Here is a 16,136-nt window from a genome sequence, read left to right as displayed (position 1 = left end):
TAAGAGAACCAACAGTTCGTTGAATATATTTAGAATGATTGCTCGCTTACAATTCTGTAAGTGCCATCATTATTTATTTGTTTAATGCGGTAGAATGTTTTTGCAGCAGAAGCTTTTTTTGCTTTGTATTTGTACGTGTAGTGTTGATCATTAGCAAAACCGCCTAATACAATAGCAGATGTTTTAAATGCTTTGCCATCAGCACTGGTTTCGATCTCGTAATAAATGTCTTTGGGTTCGTTGTCTGCTTTCCATTGCAGCACAATAGAAGATCCTTGCTGTTCAAACTGAACATCATAAACTTTCGGCCAAACTTGTTTGGAAAAAGCAGTTCCGGAGGTGGCTGTGTTTACACACAACAAAAGCATGAAGGCAGCAATTACAGGTACAAATTTCGTTTTCATATACAAATTGATTAATAGACAACCTTGGGTATAGGACTGGAATCAATTTGGTTAATAGAGGAATTTTGGAAGGGGCTTCCGGATATGAGATATTAAAAAGGGAATTAAATCGGTGGAGAAAATTTGTTAGGGCCGGATTCAATTCTGACCGTAAAATTACTGTCTTCTTTTACATATGCAAGTTTTTCGCAAAATATTTTCTGTCTTTTTTCTACGGCAGCTGAGATCATCTGCTGAAACTCAATACAGGCAAGGCTTTACCTTATTTATAATTAAACTTCATGCCCACGCAGGCAAAGAAATAATTGGGTATATAGTTTGCTGAATAGTAAAAATTTCCTTTTTTGAAGCGCTTGGTATTGTATTCGATACCCCCGATCCAGGAATTTGTGTTGAGGGATTTGTGGCTGCTCGATACCTGTTTGCGCACATATCCGCCATACATTCGAACCGACTTTGATAATTTATAACCCACCTGAACATTCATTAATAAGGGCTGTGCATTATCGATCAATGCAAAATAGCCAATACCGATGGTTGTTTTTTTCTTTAATGAATAACCTACCTGCAGATCAGCACCGGCGTTACCGTTTGTTGTAACACCTCCCCCGGCTTGTAAAAAAACCTGTGAACGGACTGCAGTAAAACTCAGCATAAACACGCAAAGACCTAAAACCTTTTTCATTCATTTTCTCTTTTATATAAGCAATTGGGATGACGGCCTTTCAAAGGTTTGCTTACGGGTCTTCAGTAGAATTGGATATACGTGTAATGAATTATTACAACTAAATGAAAAGGTTGTTCGGTGAGAAACCGGGTAGCGGATGTTTATCGGAGGAAATTGGTACGGAGGGGTTTTAAGAAGTTAGCCAGCAATCTTTCAGCCATAAATATAGAGGTTAATTTAAGAAACTGGTTGTAGAATTTATGCGACAAGAAAAAGCCTCATGATATGAGACAGTGTGACGGCATAAAAAAATCCCGTCGTTCAACGGGATTTGATGTTTTTGTGATCCGGATTGGATTCGTTGCAATGCCCTCCCGATTAGAAATCGGGATGCTCTATCCAGCTGAGCTTATGAGCAATTCAATATACTTTCGGCTTTTCTTCCTTTTAATTTCCAACTCTCTTCTTCTGGCCATGGCCAGTTCTTCAAAAGGCTCCGCATACAGCAATTCCCACGGCATACCTGTACTGGTAAATTTCTCTTTACCTCTGTTGTGATCATTCAAACGTCTTTCCAAATCAGATGTAGAACCCACATAGTATTTATTAAGTTTTACACTAAAAAAGTATGTAACAATGTGATGGCATAAAAAAATCCCGTCGTTCAACGGGATTTGATGATTTTGTGATCCGGATTGGATTCGAACCAATGACCCTCAGCTTAGAAGGCTGATGCTCTATCCAGCTGAGCTACCGGACCAGCTGTTTAATTAATATGTAGTAGCGTCTTTGAACCTTTGACCCTCCCGATTTAGAAATCGGCATGCTCTATCCAGCTGAGCTACCAGACCAGCTTTTGAATAAGAGGCAGCAAAGGTAATTTTTTGTACCATTGCATCCAAACGTATTGTGCATGGATGTTCAGATAGAAGATAGTTGGAAACAGGAGCTGAAACAGGAGTTCAGCAAAGCTTATTTCCAACAGATCGTTGCCTTTCTTAAAACCGAAAAGATACAGGGCAAGACTATTTACCCGCCCGGCTCCCTCATTTTTAATGCCTTTACACAAACTCCTTTCAACAATGTAAAGGTGGTGATCATTGGCCAGGACCCTTATCATGGGCTAGGCCAGGCACATGGACTTTGCTTTTCGGTACAGGATGGAATTAACCCTCCGCCCTCACTTATTAATATCTACAAGGAAATAGAAAAAGACATGGGCGTTGGTATGTCGGCCAAGCATGGCAATCTCACGAAATGGGCACAACAGGGTGTATTATTGCTCAATGCTTTTCTAACGGTCAGGGCAAACGAACCTGCCAGTCATTCGAAAATTGGTTGGGATAATTTCACCAATGCTGTTATCAAAGCTATTTCAGATCATAAAAAAGGAGTTGTGTTTTTGCTGTGGGGAAAATTTGCACAGGAAAAGCAAAGTCTTATTGACGAAACCAAACATCATGTATTAAAAGCAGCACACCCCTCGCCTTTCAGTGCCGACAAAGGTTTCTTTGGCTGCAAACATTTTTCCAAAACAAACGAATTGTTATTGCAGGAAGGACTTGAACCTATTGATTGGAAACTGCCATGAACATTTTAAAAAACATACTCGGACGCATATTCGCTGTGTGGGCAATGATTACATTCATTGCTACCATGCTGATTATTTTAATACCTACCTGGGCAATGGGATTGTTGCCTGAACCAAAACGCACACGCTGGTTTATTGCCATGTCAAGAATTTGGATGGGAGTATGGTTACCATTAGCCGGTATTCGTTTAGTGATAAAGGGAAAAGAAAAGTTTAAGAAGGGCGAGAACTATGTTGTGGTGTGCAATCACAATTCTTTTATGGATGTGCCTGTTACATCGCCGGGCATACCCGGCGCCAATAAAACAATTGCAAAAATTGAAATGGCAAAGATCCCTTTGTTTGGAATCATCTATCGCAGAGGAAGTGTGTTGGTTGATCGCAAGAGTGAAGAAAGCAGGTTGAAAAGTTATGCTTACATGCGACGTGTGCTGGATATGGGTTTGCATATGTGCATTTATCCGGAAGGAACAAGAAACAAAACCAATCAGCCGTTAAAAGACTTTAAAGATGGAGCTTTCCGTTTAGCCATTGAAACAAAAAAAGCCATTGTACCTGCTGTATTATTCAATACAAAAAAAGTATTACCCCAACACAAAGGCTTCTACTTCTGGCCTTCAAAAATTGAAATGCATTTTCTCGATCCTATACCAACAAGTGAGCTTGGTAAAGAAGATGTAAAACAACTTCGTGACAATGTGTTTGAATTAATGTGGAATTATATTGAATCAAGAAAATAACGAACTACTCCGGTAAATTATAGAAGAACTTCGAACGGTTGATACGGAGGTCACGCAACAATCCTGACTTTGGATTAATACTTATACTGAATGAACGGTAAATACCAACCGGTGTAACATTAATGGCCAGCTGCCAGCAATGAAGATCTCTCGAAATAGAGGTGGTTAAATATTGTAATGTTTTTGTTTGAATATCAAACACACCATTCGCCTGCACTTTCCATTTCTCTGTTAAATTAAAATCACCGTTGAAGGTCACTGATTGAGTGATCAATGTTTCAAATCCAGAGTAATCAAGTTTTAACTGGCGGTTAAGATTCAATGAATAGCTGAGGTTCAAACTCCAGGGAATATTAAAATCAGCAAACTCGCCCGGATTACGTTGGATTGCATTCAACTCACGGCTTTGTTCATCGAAATCGGCATTATTCCGCCTGTTGCGTTCTGATTCCTGTTTTTCCTTTTCTTTCTTTTCGTCTTTTGGTTTGCTTTTGAATTGGGTACTCACTGATACAAACCCGCTGGTAAAACGGCCTAATGAAAACTTATCGGCCTGCCAGGCATATTGCCGTTTACGGAAACCTGTTTTAGTATCAACCTGGTAAGGCGAAACGTTTGCTCCTGCCGTTAAATTGATCTTTTCAAACAAATTACTACGCAGGTAAAAATTAAAATCACTTAATGCAAAAGAATCGGCAAGCATATTGTAACTGGTGCTCATGCCAAAACCATCAATCAATCTTATCTTTTTTTCCGCCGCTTCTGAAGTATCTTTTTTATCACGCACTTTCATCTCCAGGTTATTATCGATTGATAAATTGATGGAGCCCGAACGGCCATCAGGAATATTCGCTGCCTGCGAGCCATTAAATTTATCGAACCACAATTCTCTTCCTGTTGAATCAACCTGTGATCGGTACCATTTACTTCGGTTCATATCCGGCCTGTACCCTAAACCAAATGTTGGACGAATGACATGACGCAACGCTTTTACATTCCCTTTCTTAAAATCAAGCTTGCCAAACACAGCCGTGCTGAAGTTTAAACCAAAACTCATTTGCCGTTCCTGGTAAAAACCTTTTTCACTTACCGTTTCAACTGATTTTGTTGCAGGATTCCAACGGCGAACAAAAGTGCGTGAATGCCATGTTTCATCATAACTGATGGCAGGACCAACCTGCAGAGGCCCCAACGCAGGCAATGAAAGCTGAATAGGAATGCTGTGTCTTGCACTCCAGTTCAACGTATCAAGTAAATGTTTGAGTGTAAACGTTGTGTCTGTAAATGAGAACTGGTTACGGAACGTACCGTTATACGACACGCCTAATTTTTCGTACCATTTAGGTGTACCCACCAACTCTTTTTTCTGAAAAGGATACAGAGTGTTCACTGTAAATCCAATATCCGGCAAACTGATGTTATACTGTTTTGAATTTGTATTCTGGCTATGGTTTGCTGTTACCGATAAATTATATGGCTTACCTGCCCAGGTACGTTGGTAAGCAATGGAAGATTGTAATGTATTATTAAAGTTCTGCGATGCATTATTGGGAAAATAGCGGTTAAACAAACTCGTGGCAACGTTTACACTTGCACTGAACGATTGTCCGGGTCTTGCCTTGCCATCTAAACTATGATTCCATTGAACAGAAAAGTTACGGTTAGGCGGCACATAATCAGGATCACCTTTGAAACCGATTTTTGTATTGAGGTAACTGATGTTAAAACCGCCGCTGTAACGGTAACGCTTACGGTATGTTGGTGAAAGAAACAAGCTGTACGAACCATATGAATAAATATTGGCCCTGATGGTGGCATCCCAATATTCACCAACTGTTTTATAATATCCCAATCCTTCCAAACCAAAACCAAGCTGATCATTCGCTACAGGTTGAGGAGGTAACAATCCTGTTCTCCTGCCTTGCTTCATCGGAAATAAACCAAACGGTAAACCAAGAGGGATCGGTACATTTTCAAATTCAGGTCGCACCAAACCTGTTACAGCCACTTTATTACTGATGAATTTTACTTTACGTGCTTTAAACGCAAAGTGAGGTGTATCGTAATTACAGGAAGTAAATCTTGCTTTCTCTGCGAAGAAAACTGTGGGGCTGATGCGTTTAACCTTCTCACCGTAAATAAACATCTCCCCTTCCTGGGTATAAGTGCCGATGGTTAAACCACGTTGAGTTTTAAAATTATAGCGGATGGTATCAGATGTAAATGCACTTTCTGCCTGTTTAAAGGCAGGCACTCCAATCCGTTTTCCTGTACTGTCTTTTGTAGAAAAAGCAGTAAGAATCTGCGTAGGCTGATCAAGCCGTATAACAGCGGCATCGAGTGCCACATCTTTAAATTTAACCGATGCTTTGTTATAAAGGAAGATCTGTTTGCCTGGTATATCGATTACCATTGAATCTTCTGCTTCAAAGTCAACCTGTGCATCAATGGAATCTTTTGACAGTTTAAGATCAAACGTATCGATCTTTTGGATCATTGAGTCCTTACGCTGTAAAGAATCGACAAGATTGACTGAATCTTTTTTCACCGGCACCGTATCAATTAACATTCTGTTCTGCTGCGCTGTTGATCCTTCTCTCGTCTGTAAAGCAGGTTTAGTGATCGGCTTCTTTGCTGGTTTAACAGGTGTTGTATCAGCAACTGAAAATGTTAAAGCTTGCAGAAAATGCGATGGCGAATGAAATGCAGAACGACCACTTACCGTTAGGCCATAGAGCAGCAATGCTGCAACAGCGGTGATGAAAACAGATTTATGATTAACTTTACGGCGTTGGAACATATACGGTGGCGACAAAAATAGCCACAATTGCATTAACGAACTGTGAATGTTGCTTTTGAATTACTAACGCAAAACGAAATTCGAACTATGAACAAGAACTGGTTTCCCGGAATTGCCTGTTTGCTGATGTTGGGTCTGGTGGCTATCTCCTTCACCAGTAAGAAAAATAATGCTGCAGCAGCAGGAAAGATCAGGACCATTATAGTAGATGCAGGTCATGGTTTTAAAGGGACCATCGGCGCACGCCATGGCTCTTTTGGTACAGAAGTATCGGAAGATCAGATTTCGTATGAAGTTGCCAAACGACTGGTGGCCATTCTTCAAAAAGAAATGCCTGAAGTAAAAATCCTTGAATCAAGACCTACCGTTTATTTTGTAGAGAACAAGGCACGTGCTGAATTTGCCAATAATAATAAAGGCGATCTGTTTGTATCGATCCACTGTAACTATGTACCTAAGTTGAGGGAAGTAGTGAGAACAGGTTCCCGTAAAGAAACCTATTATGTTACAACCGGAAAAGGCAAAAGCAAAAAACGTGTAAAGAAAACAAGAACAGTTCCTGTATATAAAACTTACTACCACGCAAACCCTGCACACGGTACCGAAACATATGTATTTGCTGCACACAAGCAAGACGATAAAGAAGATTTCATTCTTGAAAACGGTGATATTTTCAGCAATGAGGAAGATGATGGAACCATTAATGTTAACATTAACGACCCGATTGTTAAACAGCAGGTGGCATTATGGACCAAACAGTTTTTTGGCAACAGCGTAAAACTGGCTTCTATTGTTGAGGAAGAATTTGTAGGCATCGGCCGCTTCAGCCGTGGTGTAAAACAACGCCAGAAAGGTATTTGGGTATTGCAGGCCACTGCTATGCCAAGTATTTTGATCGAGCTGGGCTTTTTATCGCACAGACCAGAAGAGGAATACCTCATCAGCGAAGAAGGCCAGCAACAAATGGTTGAAAGCATTGCCCGCTCTATCAAGCGCTACAAAGACCTGGTGGAAAAGCCTGCGGTGCAAAATGCGGCTAATAATTCCCGTAAGTAATTAGTTTACACTTTTTAACAGCTGTTTCTCCCCTTCTTCATTGCGGCGGGTAAACATTTCTTATTTTTGACTCAGGGAAGGCAACAATTAGCCTTCCTATCACCAATTAATGAAATGAGCCATACTATTTTCGGGCTGTTTTACTAACCGGCTAAGAAAATTTTATGGCGAGTGATCCCGGTAACCATCGGGGTGGCTAAAAAGCAATTAAACACACATGCAAGTTTCAAACGAAACCAAAGTCGGCGCCTTAACCGTAATAGCTGTTACCCTTTTGATCCTCGGTTTTAATTTCCTGAAGGGCAAAACCCTCCTCAAAAAATCAAATGTGCTCTATGCACGTTTCCCCGATGTAGGTGCACTTGAGCCGGCCAACCAGGTAAAAATAAAAGGTTACCGGATTGGTAATGTGTATAAAATCGATAAGCTTGATAAAGATGTAAGTGAAGTGGTGGTAACCATTAACCTGCTCGATGAAATCAATATACCCAGCAATTCAGTGGCTGTTATTAACAGCAGCCTTACCGGCAATTCATCTATCAGCGTTGTGCCCGGCGATTCCAAAACCTTTCTTGCGAAAGGCGATACATTACAAAGCATCAGCAACCCCGATATCCTGTCAAAAGTGATGACAAGTATTGACCCGGTGATGGCTAATGTGAAACAGGCGGTTGATTCGCTGAAACTCTTATTGAGCAATGTGAACAGTATGTTTGATGCGAATACAAAAGCCAACCTGAAACATACCATTGCCAATCTGAAAACCACATCCGATAATTTATCGGTGATGCTCAATAGCAAAAATGGTGCGCTGGCAAAAACATTAACCAATGTTGAAACCTTTACCACCAATCTTAATACCAACAACGAGAAGCTGAATACCACGATTGAGAACTTCAAAACAACTTCTCAAAAGTTATCGGAACTGGAATTAAAGGAAACAGTTACCAATCTTAACAACAGCATCACACAATTACAGGGAATTTTGCAGAAAGCCAATAGTAAAGATGGTTCACTTGGTTTGCTGATTCATGATCCGAAACTTTATAACAACCTGCAGAACACAACTCGCAGCTTAAATATTTTGCTGGATGATTTCAAACTGCATCCGAAGCGTTATATAAATGTTTCTGTCTTTGGGGGCAAAAAAGATAAATCCGAACCATTGAAAGCACCATTGGCCGATAGCATCTATAACAATCAAAAATAATTGAACGTGTTTGTTCGCATTGGTTTACTGTGCTGTTTGCTTTTTTGTGTGAGTGTATTATCTGCCCAGCAAAAAACACTTCCTCCCCGCCCCTCACAATCAAGTGACACGGTCAGGGTCGTTGAGATCCTGAAGACCAATCGTTTTGATTTCAGAACAATTGATTCTGCTACTCAATTGCAGATACTTGTTGGCGATGTGCATATTCGCCAGGGACGCACTTTGTTCTGGGCCGATAGTGTTGTGTACAATGAAAAAACAAATTTCATGCAGGCCTATGGCAGTGTACACATCAATGATGCGGATTCTGTCAACATCTATTCTCAGTACATGCAATACGACGGTACGAAGAAATTAGCCACCTTTCGTGATAAAGTAAAACTCAGCGATGGCAACAGTACTTTGTACACCGATGAGATGGATTATGATATGAACGGCAAGGTTGGTACTTACCGTAATGGCGGCCGTATTGAAAGCAAACAAACTACACTCTACAGTAAGGAAGGATTTTATTATGCCGATATAAAAGATATTTATTTTGTTGGCAATGTAAAAATGAGTGATCCTGAAGTTGCACTGGCAAGTGATTCGTTGTTATATAATACCAGCAGCCAGGTTGCAACATTTATTGCGCCAACAACCATCAAGAGCGGAAAATCGATCATTAATACAAGAGAAGGTTATTATGATCTGAAATTGAAGAAAGCAAAGTTCGGCAAACGATCAATCATGCGAGACAGTACTACCTACATGATCTCAGACGATTTTGCATTTGATGATAAGACCGGTTACGGTGAAGCAACAGGAAATGTTCAATACAAGGATACTGCACAAGGTGCATTACTTTTTGCCAACAGGGTTTTCTTTAATAAAGAGAAAAAGAATTTTCTTGCTACGGAAAAGCCGGTGATGGTAGTGGTACAGAATAAAGATTCAGTTTACATTGCTGCTGATACGATCTATTCAGGATTAATGCGGGACCTGGCAGGAATGAAGAATGGCTATATCAGTGCGTTTGATACATTAAAAGGCAAACAGATCATCCAGGTTGATTCCATTTTAAAGAATGATTCGAGCACTCTTATAAAAGATTCATCGTTGGTTATTGCTGACAGTATTGCTGTTCAAACAAAAGATACCATTGCAGCAGTCGTTGAAAAGCCAATCGTTGTTGCACAAAAAGACAGCATCAGCAATCAACCTCCTCCACTCAAAGTAAAACCCGTATTGGTTTTAAATGATTCAACAAAACTGCCAACAGCCGACAGTAATGCTGTTGCTGTAATGGATTCATCTGCCATCAAAAAAATACGACCCAAAGAAGAAACAGATACCCTTCGCTTTATCACCGCCTTCAGACATGTACGCATCTTTAATGATTCATTGCAGGCCGTTGCTGACAGTTTATTTTATTCAGGTGTTGATAGTGTATTTCAACTCTTTCATAACCCTGTTGCATGGAGCAAAGGCAGCCAGGTAAGCGGAGATACCATTTTCATCTTTACCGAAAATAAAAAGCCGAAACGTCTCTACGTATTCGAGAATGGTTTGCTTGTGCAAAGTGTAAAAGAAAGTGCAAGTTTTTTTAACCAGATCAAAGGACGCACCATTAACGGTTATTTTATAGATGGTGAACTTGATTTTGTAAAAGCAAAAGGCACGGCAGAAAGTATTTATTATGCGCAGGATGATGACAGTGCTTTTGTAGGTATGAACCGCACTACTGCAGATATGATCGATATGTATTTTAAAGACCGCAGTCCGCAGAAAGTAAAATTCACCAGCTCGGTAAAAGGCACCACTTTCCCTATCCGTCAATTACCGGAAGAACAAAAGAAACTGCAGAACTTTCAATGGCTCGAAGACAAGAGGCCAAAGAATAAACTGGAGTTGTTCCTTTAATAAAATAACATTCTTTCAAGAAGAAAGACCGCAATTGCTGCAAAGAAACCAACCAATGCCAGCCAGCTTATTTTTTTGAGATACCATACAAAGTTGATGGCTTCAATACCCATTGCAGCAACACCTGCTGCCGAACCAATAATAATGGCGCTGCCACCAGTGCCGGTTGTTAATGCAAGAAATTCCCAGAACGGATGATCAGTTGGATAAGTTGTAAGATCGTACATGCCTTGCGCTGCCGCAACCAGCGGAACGTTATCAACTAATGCTGAAAGTAGCCCCAACGCCGTTCCAATTAAATAATCATTTTTGAAGAAAGAATTGAGATGCGTAGCAGCTTCTTTCAGCAATCCGTTTGATTGTAAAGCTGCAACAGCCAATAAAATTCCAAGGAAAAAAAGAATGCTGGGCGTATCGATTTTTTGTAAAGCCCCTGCAACACTATAACGTTGCATCAGCCTTTCTTCTTTCTTTTTGTGAAGAACAGTTGTAATGATCCACATACAACCCAATGCAAGCAACATCCCCATAAATGGCGGCAAATGTGTAACAGTTTTAAACAGCGGTACAAACACAAGGAAACCCAACCCGGTTGCAAGAATAATTTTACCATCCCTTTTATCTGTTTCAGTCGATGTTGCTTTTGGCATGGCAATGATCTTTTTCCCTTTGAACCTGTACATCACAATCAAAACAGGAATAATAGCTGCCACCAAACTTGGCAGAAACAATTGCTTAATAATATGTGCAGCGGTTATTTGTCCGCCAATCCACAGCATAGTAGTGGTCACATCACCCAAAGGCGACCATGCACCACCGGCATTTGCAGCAATAACGATCATACCTGCAAACCAAAGACGATCTTCTTTTTCACTCAGCAATTTTGTGCATAAGGAGGTCATTACAATGGTTGTGGTTAAATTATCCAGTATGGCCGATAAGAAAAAAGTAATGAAAGAAACAATGAGCAATAACCTGCTTTTGCTGGTTGTATTGATCTGCCGGGTAATGATGGCAAAACCATTGTGTGAATCAATCAGCTCCACAATCGTCATGGCACCCAACAGGAAAAACAGGATCGATGCAATATCGCCTATGTGATGCATCAACGCTTCGTTTACATCATGTGACGATGAACTGTCAAGCATAAAGATGGTCCAGCAAAGAGCACCCGTCATCAATGCAGTTGCGGCTTTATTAATTTTAACTGCATGCTCAAATGCAATCGTCAAATAACCAAGAATGAAAACAGTAATGATCAACGCAGCAGCCATTGGAAATTGTGTTAGAGGCGCAAATATAAACCATAAAAAAAGAACGATCGTAATTACGGCTAAGAGCAATAAAGCAGAACAGTACGTAGTTCTTTCTATTGTTATGTTTTCTTTCACACAGTAAACGAAGAAATCAACGTTTTTGAAAACAACAGCTCGTTACAGTTTAACAACTCATGCAAACACCCCCGATTGATTGGCATTATTTTAGTTAATACGATCACAACTTCAACACTATGATTCAAAAAGGAATTCTTGTATCGTTTGTTTTTTTACTTACTGTTGTAACCTGTTCCTACGCACAATACCGTCACCAGGCAGGTGTTCGTTTAGGCAGTGCCGACCAGGTTGTTTCCACCGGATTCACGTATCGCTATCATTTCAATAACGGCAAAGCTGTGGAAGCAATTCTGAATCTCAGAGATCCCATTTCATTGGGTGCTCTGTATGAAGTGTTCAAACCCATCAATGCCGTTCCTAATCTGCAATGGTTTTATGGAGGCGGTGCTTATGTTGGTTTTAAGGGAGCAGATAACCTTGGTATTGCCGGCATTGCAGGTCTCGATTACCAGTTTAATGAAGTGCCCATCAATTTATCCATCGATTGGAAACCTGAATTAAATTTCATTCAGTCGGTTCGCTTCCGTGCATCAACCGTTGCTGTATCCGTTCGATTCTCGTTTCTCAAAAAATAATTTCGTTCTCTTGGTTTCTGAAAAAGGTCTGATCTTCATCAGGCCTTTTCTTTTTCATGGAAAAGGTTGCCAACCTTTCTGCAAAATAGTTTTAATGATCAGGTACAATCAAGGTTGGCAACCTTGTAAACACAACCCTTTCTTTTTCATCTTTGCTATTGTAACTTTAGTATATGAAGATCTTCACCTCTGAACAGGTAAGAGCATGGGATGCTTGTACCATAGCACTGGAACCAGTTGCTTCCATCGATTTAATGGAACGTGCTGCCATTGCATGTACCAACTGGATATTGCAACATCAGTTCTCAAAAAACAAACTGCACATTTTCTGCGGCAAAGGAAATAATGGTGGAGACGGACTTGCGATTGCACGTCTCCTGTTACAGGAAGGTGTTTCTGTAGTTGTGTATATTTTTGAAACCGGCGCAAAAGGCACCGATGATTTTCAACATAATCTTGAACGGCTGCACAAGCTCACCAAAGAAATTCATTTCATTCAGTCAGCAGACTTCTTTCCTGCATTAACAGCTGATGATGTAGCGATTGATGCATTACTGGGCACCGGCTTAAACAAACCGATCGATGGATTAATGCTTCAACTCGTAGAGCATATCAGTAACTCCCCTGCCGCTGTTATTTCCATTGATATACCAACAGGCATGTTTGCTGATAAAAGCTGTAAAGAATATACCTGCATAAGAGCCGATCATACATTGAGTTTCCAGGTGCACAAACTCTGTTTTATGATGCAGGAGAATGCAGATTGGTTTGGCGAAGTACACCTGCTTGATATTGGTTTGCATCCGGCTTATTATCAAGAGACAATTGCTTATCATCAACTCATCGATCAGGAGATCATTCGTTCTGTTTACAAAAAACGAAAACCATTTTCGCACAAAGGCGTGTTTGGTCATGCATTGATCATGGCGGGCAGTTATGGGAAAAACGGAGCAGCCGTTTTATCTGCAAAAGCTGCTTTGCGCAGCGGTGCAGGTTTGTTAACGGTGCATACACCTAAATGCGGCTACACTGTATTACAATCAACAGTGCCGGAAGCAATGCTTGAAACAGATATTGAAGAACAACATCTTTCCAAACTACCTGCAGACATGTCGAGATATACTGCAATTGGTATTGGACCGGGTATTGGATTACATGAACAAACAGCAGAACTTTTAATGAACCTGCTGCGTACTGCACATCAACCTGTGGTAATTGATGCAGATGCATTAAACCTCTTATCGATCAAAAAAGATCTCACCAAACATTTGCATGAAGAATGTATCCTCACTCCTCACCCAAAAGAATTTGAACGTTTATTCGGTAAAACAAATAATGATTTCGAACGTAAAGAACTGGCGCTGCAGAAAGCAGAAGAGTTGAATTGTGTGATCGTACTGAAAGGCCATCATACATTTATCGCAAGTCCTAATGGTGATGCTTGGTTTAATAACACAGGTAATTCCGGAATGGCAACTGCAGGCAGCGGTGATGTATTAACAGGAATATTGACGGGTTTGCTGGCGCAAGGTTATAATGCAGAAGATGCAGCGATACTCGGCGTGTACATTCATGGAGCTGCAGGTGATCTTGCTGCACAGCAATTATCGCAGGAAGCAATGATGGCAGGTGACATCAATCAATACATCGGTAATGTATTTCTTCAACTGTAACAAACTAAATACATGCAGTTGAAGATCTTTCTGAAATCGTTTAGTTCTATCCTGCTGCACATATTTGTTTTGATCGAAGTTGCAGCACAAACAAATAATGATTCATCTGTCAATAAAAGTCATTTAATTGCTTTACCGGTTATTTCCCGATCCATTGAAACTGATTGGTCGTTTGGCGCAGGCGGTACTTATACATTTTATACAACACGGAAAAAAGATTCTACTACCCGAACCTCCTCTATTCGTTTTCTTGGAACTTATTCACTGCGAAAACAATTTTTGTTTACAGTGAATGGACCGGTATTCTTTCCCGGTGAAAAATATATTCTCAACAGTCATTTCTCCTTCAGTTCTTTTCCTGATCGCTTTTGGGGATTGGGAAATCACACACCCGACTGCAACGAAGAAGAATATAATTTCAGGCAATTCTATATACGGTTGCATGGTGAACGTTTGATTGGCCAAAAATTATTTGCAGGACTCATTTATGATTTTCAACGAGTGATTAATATAAATACACAACCAGGCGGTTTGTTTGATCAGCAAAATGTTGCAGGTAAAAATCCTTATCAGGTATCGGGATTGGGATTAAGTTTTTCCTGGGATACACGCAACAATACTTTCTGGCCAAACAAAGGACATTTATTCTCGTTGCAGGCCACGCATTATACATCGCTGTTGTTTTCTGATCATCGTTACAATAATATTATTGCAGATGCAAGATGGTTCATGCAAATCAACCGTAAGCAGATACTTGCATTGCAGGGTTATATCTTTTTAAATACAGGTGCTGATGTGCCTGTCAGGAGTATTGCCTCACTTGGTGGCGCCGACCGGATGCGGGGCTTTTTTAACGGCCGCTACAGGGATGATCATTTGCTGAGTTTACAAACAGAATATCGTATTCACTTATATAAACGCATCAGTGCCGTTGGTTTTGCAGGTATGGGTGATGTGGCAGGTCGTTTCAGTACACTTTCATTACAGCGTTTGAAGTATTCGTATGGTGGCGGACTTCGTTTTGCGGTAAACAAAAATGAAAAGCTGCATATCCGTTTCGATTATGGTTTTGGAAGTGGTAAAGGCAACAACGGTTTTTACCTGCAGTTTGGAGAAGCGTTTTAAGAAATAAAAAAGGCAGTCCGCATAAACGGACCGCCTTTGAACTTAACCCCTGCCCGACGGCAGGCGGGAAAAACCAACCTAACTAATCTTTATCTCCTGTTGTTTGGTTTGCGCACCTGCAATAACAGGTAAGCTCACCTGCAACACACCATCCTCATACTTTGCTGTAATAGCAGTAGCATCAATGGTTTCATCTAACGTGAACGTACGTGCAAAACCGCCACGACTGTATTCACGTAATACCCAATTGAATCTTGGAAAGCCTTCCGGTGGTGTGTAGGAAACAGTTAACTCATTCCCTTTTACATTCACCGCAAAATGCTCCTTGATTCGTCCGGGTGCAAATACCAGCATTTCAAAACTGGATTCGGTTTTGTAAATATTAACTGCGGCTCGTTGCATTGAACGGTAAAGCAGGTGCCGTTTGCTGCTTCCGTAGTGATCGCCTTTTGCGGCGTGTGACTGATGATACATAGTCATTTCTTTTTTGTGAGAAAAAATGTTTACCCCAAAACAGACGGACAATTAAAAAAAATACTTTAACCGCTTTGGTTAACCATACTGCACAAAAAAACCCAGGCAATGCCCGGGTTAAAAAAATGATTGAATACCTTATGTACAATGCGTAATTTATTCAACACCCTGTTTGTTTTCTACATTTGTGGTTGTCACTTTTTCTTCCGGGTAACGACCGCAACGCTTCCACCACTCCTGTTTAAAACGGGCTTTCTCTTCATCCGTCATGGTGCTCCAGTTTTGTTTCCAGGCCGGGCCACCTCTGTGTTTTCCTTTTCCGCCAAAACCGCTGAACAATATCTTACTCAATAAAAGTATACCTATCGCCTGCCAGAACGTGATCACATGAAAACCTGTTGCCGGCACCAATGCTGTATTCCACAAAAACATCACCAGCCATCCAAACCCAAACACGGCTGCAATAATCAGCACGGGTATAAAGGCCATCCATTTTTTATTCCTGTTCCTCATCATCGTTAAAAA

At 40.6% G+C, this 16,136-nt stretch carries 15 protein-coding genes and 1 tRNA gene; 8 read left to right on the top strand and 8 right to left on the bottom strand.

What is annotated here, in order from left to right:
- Positions 1-29: 29 nt before the first annotated feature.
- The 4 genes from VK159_RS23295 to VK159_RS23280 form a co-directional block, all read right to left on the bottom strand.
- Positions 30-404 carry a hypothetical protein gene (locus tag VK159_RS23295; RefSeq protein WP_324232580.1) on the bottom strand — a complete coding sequence of 125 codons (375 nt, stop codon included), beginning with the start codon at positions 402-404 and terminating at the stop codon, positions 30-32.
- 262 nt (positions 405-666) lie between these two features.
- On the bottom strand, positions 667-1,089 hold the full coding sequence (locus VK159_RS23290) for a hypothetical protein (protein WP_324232579.1): 423 nt from the start codon (positions 1,087-1,089) through the stop codon (positions 667-669).
- A gap of 377 nt (positions 1,090-1,466) precedes the next feature.
- Positions 1,467-1,739: a GIY-YIG nuclease family protein gene (locus VK159_RS23285; RefSeq protein WP_324232578.1), complete on the bottom strand. Its 273-nt coding sequence runs from the start codon at positions 1,737-1,739 to the stop codon at positions 1,467-1,469.
- Between the two features lie 18 nt (positions 1,740-1,757).
- Positions 1,758-1,831: transfer RNA gene (locus VK159_RS23280), tRNA-Arg, on the bottom strand.
- 153 nt (positions 1,832-1,984) lie between these two features.
- Between VK159_RS23280 and ung the strand changes: the two genes are divergently transcribed.
- Together ung and VK159_RS23270 are read left to right on the top strand one after the other, a co-directional pair.
- The gene (ung, locus tag VK159_RS23275) at positions 1,985-2,662 is read left to right on the top strand and encodes a uracil-DNA glycosylase (protein ID WP_324232577.1); all 678 of its coding nucleotides are present in this window, start codon (positions 1,985-1,987) and stop codon (positions 2,660-2,662) included.
- Positions 2,659-3,402, top strand: coding sequence for a lysophospholipid acyltransferase family protein (locus tag VK159_RS23270; protein WP_324232576.1), 744 nt, complete (start codon positions 2,659-2,661; stop codon positions 3,400-3,402). Before ung ends, VK159_RS23270 begins: the two co-directional genes overlap by 4 nt.
- 4 nt (positions 3,403-3,406) lie before the next feature.
- On the opposite strand, the gene VK159_RS23265 is transcribed toward VK159_RS23270, so the two are convergent.
- The gene (locus VK159_RS23265) at positions 3,407-6,235 is read right to left on the bottom strand and encodes a putative LPS assembly protein LptD (protein ID WP_324232575.1); all 2,829 of its coding nucleotides are present in this window, start codon (positions 6,233-6,235) and stop codon (positions 3,407-3,409) included.
- Positions 6,236-6,289: 54 nt separating this feature from the next.
- Between VK159_RS23265 and VK159_RS23260 the strand changes: the two genes are divergently transcribed.
- From VK159_RS23260 to VK159_RS23250, 3 genes are all read left to right on the top strand, one after another.
- Positions 6,290-7,258 carry an N-acetylmuramoyl-L-alanine amidase gene (locus VK159_RS23260; protein WP_324232574.1) on the top strand — a complete coding sequence of 323 codons (969 nt, stop codon included), beginning with the start codon at positions 6,290-6,292 and terminating at the stop codon, positions 7,256-7,258.
- A 217-nt stretch (positions 7,259-7,475) separates the two neighbouring features.
- Entirely contained in the window at positions 7,476-8,468 is a 993-nt protein-coding gene (locus tag VK159_RS23255) for an MlaD family protein (RefSeq protein ID WP_324232573.1), read from the top strand.
- Between the two features lie 6 nt (positions 8,469-8,474).
- A complete protein-coding gene (locus VK159_RS23250) occupies positions 8,475-10,370 on the top strand; it encodes an OstA-like protein (RefSeq protein WP_324232572.1) in 1,896 nt (631 codons plus the stop codon).
- Here VK159_RS23250 and nhaD read toward each other — a convergent pair.
- Positions 10,367-11,644 carry a sodium:proton antiporter NhaD gene (gene nhaD, locus VK159_RS23245; RefSeq protein ID WP_324232571.1) on the bottom strand — a complete coding sequence of 426 codons (1,278 nt, stop codon included), beginning with the start codon at positions 11,642-11,644 and terminating at the stop codon, positions 10,367-10,369. The genes VK159_RS23250 and nhaD overlap by 4 nt on opposite strands.
- Before the next feature lie 236 nt (positions 11,645-11,880).
- Here nhaD and VK159_RS23240 point away from each other — a divergent pair, with 236 nt between their 5' ends.
- From VK159_RS23240 to VK159_RS23230, 3 genes are all read left to right on the top strand, one after another.
- Positions 11,881-12,339 (top strand): hypothetical protein, encoded by a 459-nt coding sequence (locus VK159_RS23240; RefSeq protein ID WP_324232570.1) that lies wholly within the window; start codon positions 11,881-11,883, stop codon positions 12,337-12,339.
- 173 nt (positions 12,340-12,512) lie between these two features.
- A complete protein-coding gene (locus VK159_RS23235) occupies positions 12,513-14,012 on the top strand; it encodes an NAD(P)H-hydrate dehydratase (protein WP_324232569.1) in 1,500 nt (499 codons plus the stop codon).
- A gap of 12 nt (positions 14,013-14,024) precedes the next feature.
- A complete protein-coding gene (locus VK159_RS23230) occupies positions 14,025-15,137 on the top strand; it encodes a BamA/TamA family outer membrane protein (RefSeq protein WP_324232568.1) in 1,113 nt (370 codons plus the stop codon).
- Between the two features lie 78 nt (positions 15,138-15,215).
- Here the strand turns inward: VK159_RS23230 and VK159_RS23225 are convergent, their stop codons facing one another.
- Positions 15,216-15,611 carry an Hsp20/alpha crystallin family protein gene (locus VK159_RS23225; RefSeq protein WP_324232567.1) on the bottom strand — a complete coding sequence of 132 codons (396 nt, stop codon included), beginning with the start codon at positions 15,609-15,611 and terminating at the stop codon, positions 15,216-15,218.
- 156 nt (positions 15,612-15,767) lie between these two features.
- A complete protein-coding gene (locus VK159_RS23220) occupies positions 15,768-16,127 on the bottom strand; it encodes a hypothetical protein (protein ID WP_324232566.1) in 360 nt (119 codons plus the stop codon).
- Between the last annotated feature and the right edge of the window lie 9 nt (positions 16,128-16,136).

Source organism: Lacibacter sp. (assembly GCF_035299325.1).
In the GTDB taxonomy this organism is placed as follows: Bacteria; Bacteroidota; Bacteroidia; order Chitinophagales; family Chitinophagaceae; genus Lacibacter.
This window is presented reverse-complemented; position numbering and strand designations above follow the sequence as displayed.

Coding starts and splice junctions, on each gene's coding strand:
- VK159_RS23295 (WP_324232580.1), bottom strand. CDS start 404: ATGAAAACGAAATTTGTACCTGTAATTGCTGCCTTCATGCTTTTGTTG.
- VK159_RS23290 (WP_324232579.1), bottom strand. CDS start 1,089: ATGAAAAAGGTTTTAGGTCTTTGCGTGTTTATGCTGAGTTTTACTGCA.
- ung (WP_324232577.1), top strand. CDS start 1,985: ATGGATGTTCAGATAGAAGATAGTTGGAAACAGGAGCTGAAACAGGAG.
- VK159_RS23270 (WP_324232576.1), top strand. CDS start 2,659: ATGAACATTTTAAAAAACATACTCGGACGCATATTCGCTGTGTGGGCA.
- VK159_RS23265 (WP_324232575.1), bottom strand. CDS start 6,235: ATGCAATTGTGGCTATTTTTGTCGCCACCGTATATGTTCCAACGCCGT.
- VK159_RS23260 (WP_324232574.1), top strand. CDS start 6,290: ATGAACAAGAACTGGTTTCCCGGAATTGCCTGTTTGCTGATGTTGGGT.
- VK159_RS23255 (WP_324232573.1), top strand. CDS start 7,476: ATGCAAGTTTCAAACGAAACCAAAGTCGGCGCCTTAACCGTAATAGCT.
- nhaD (WP_324232571.1), bottom strand. CDS start 11,644: ATGGCTGCTGCGTTGATCATTACTGTTTTCATTCTTGGTTATTTGACG.
- VK159_RS23240 (WP_324232570.1), top strand. CDS start 11,881: ATGATTCAAAAAGGAATTCTTGTATCGTTTGTTTTTTTACTTACTGTT.
- VK159_RS23235 (WP_324232569.1), top strand. CDS start 12,513: ATGAAGATCTTCACCTCTGAACAGGTAAGAGCATGGGATGCTTGTACC.
- VK159_RS23230 (WP_324232568.1), top strand. CDS start 14,025: ATGCAGTTGAAGATCTTTCTGAAATCGTTTAGTTCTATCCTGCTGCAC.
- VK159_RS23225 (WP_324232567.1), bottom strand. CDS start 15,611: ATGTATCATCAGTCACACGCCGCAAAAGGCGATCACTACGGAAGCAGC.
- VK159_RS23220 (WP_324232566.1), bottom strand. CDS start 16,127: ATGATGAGGAACAGGAATAAAAAATGGATGGCCTTTATACCCGTGCTG.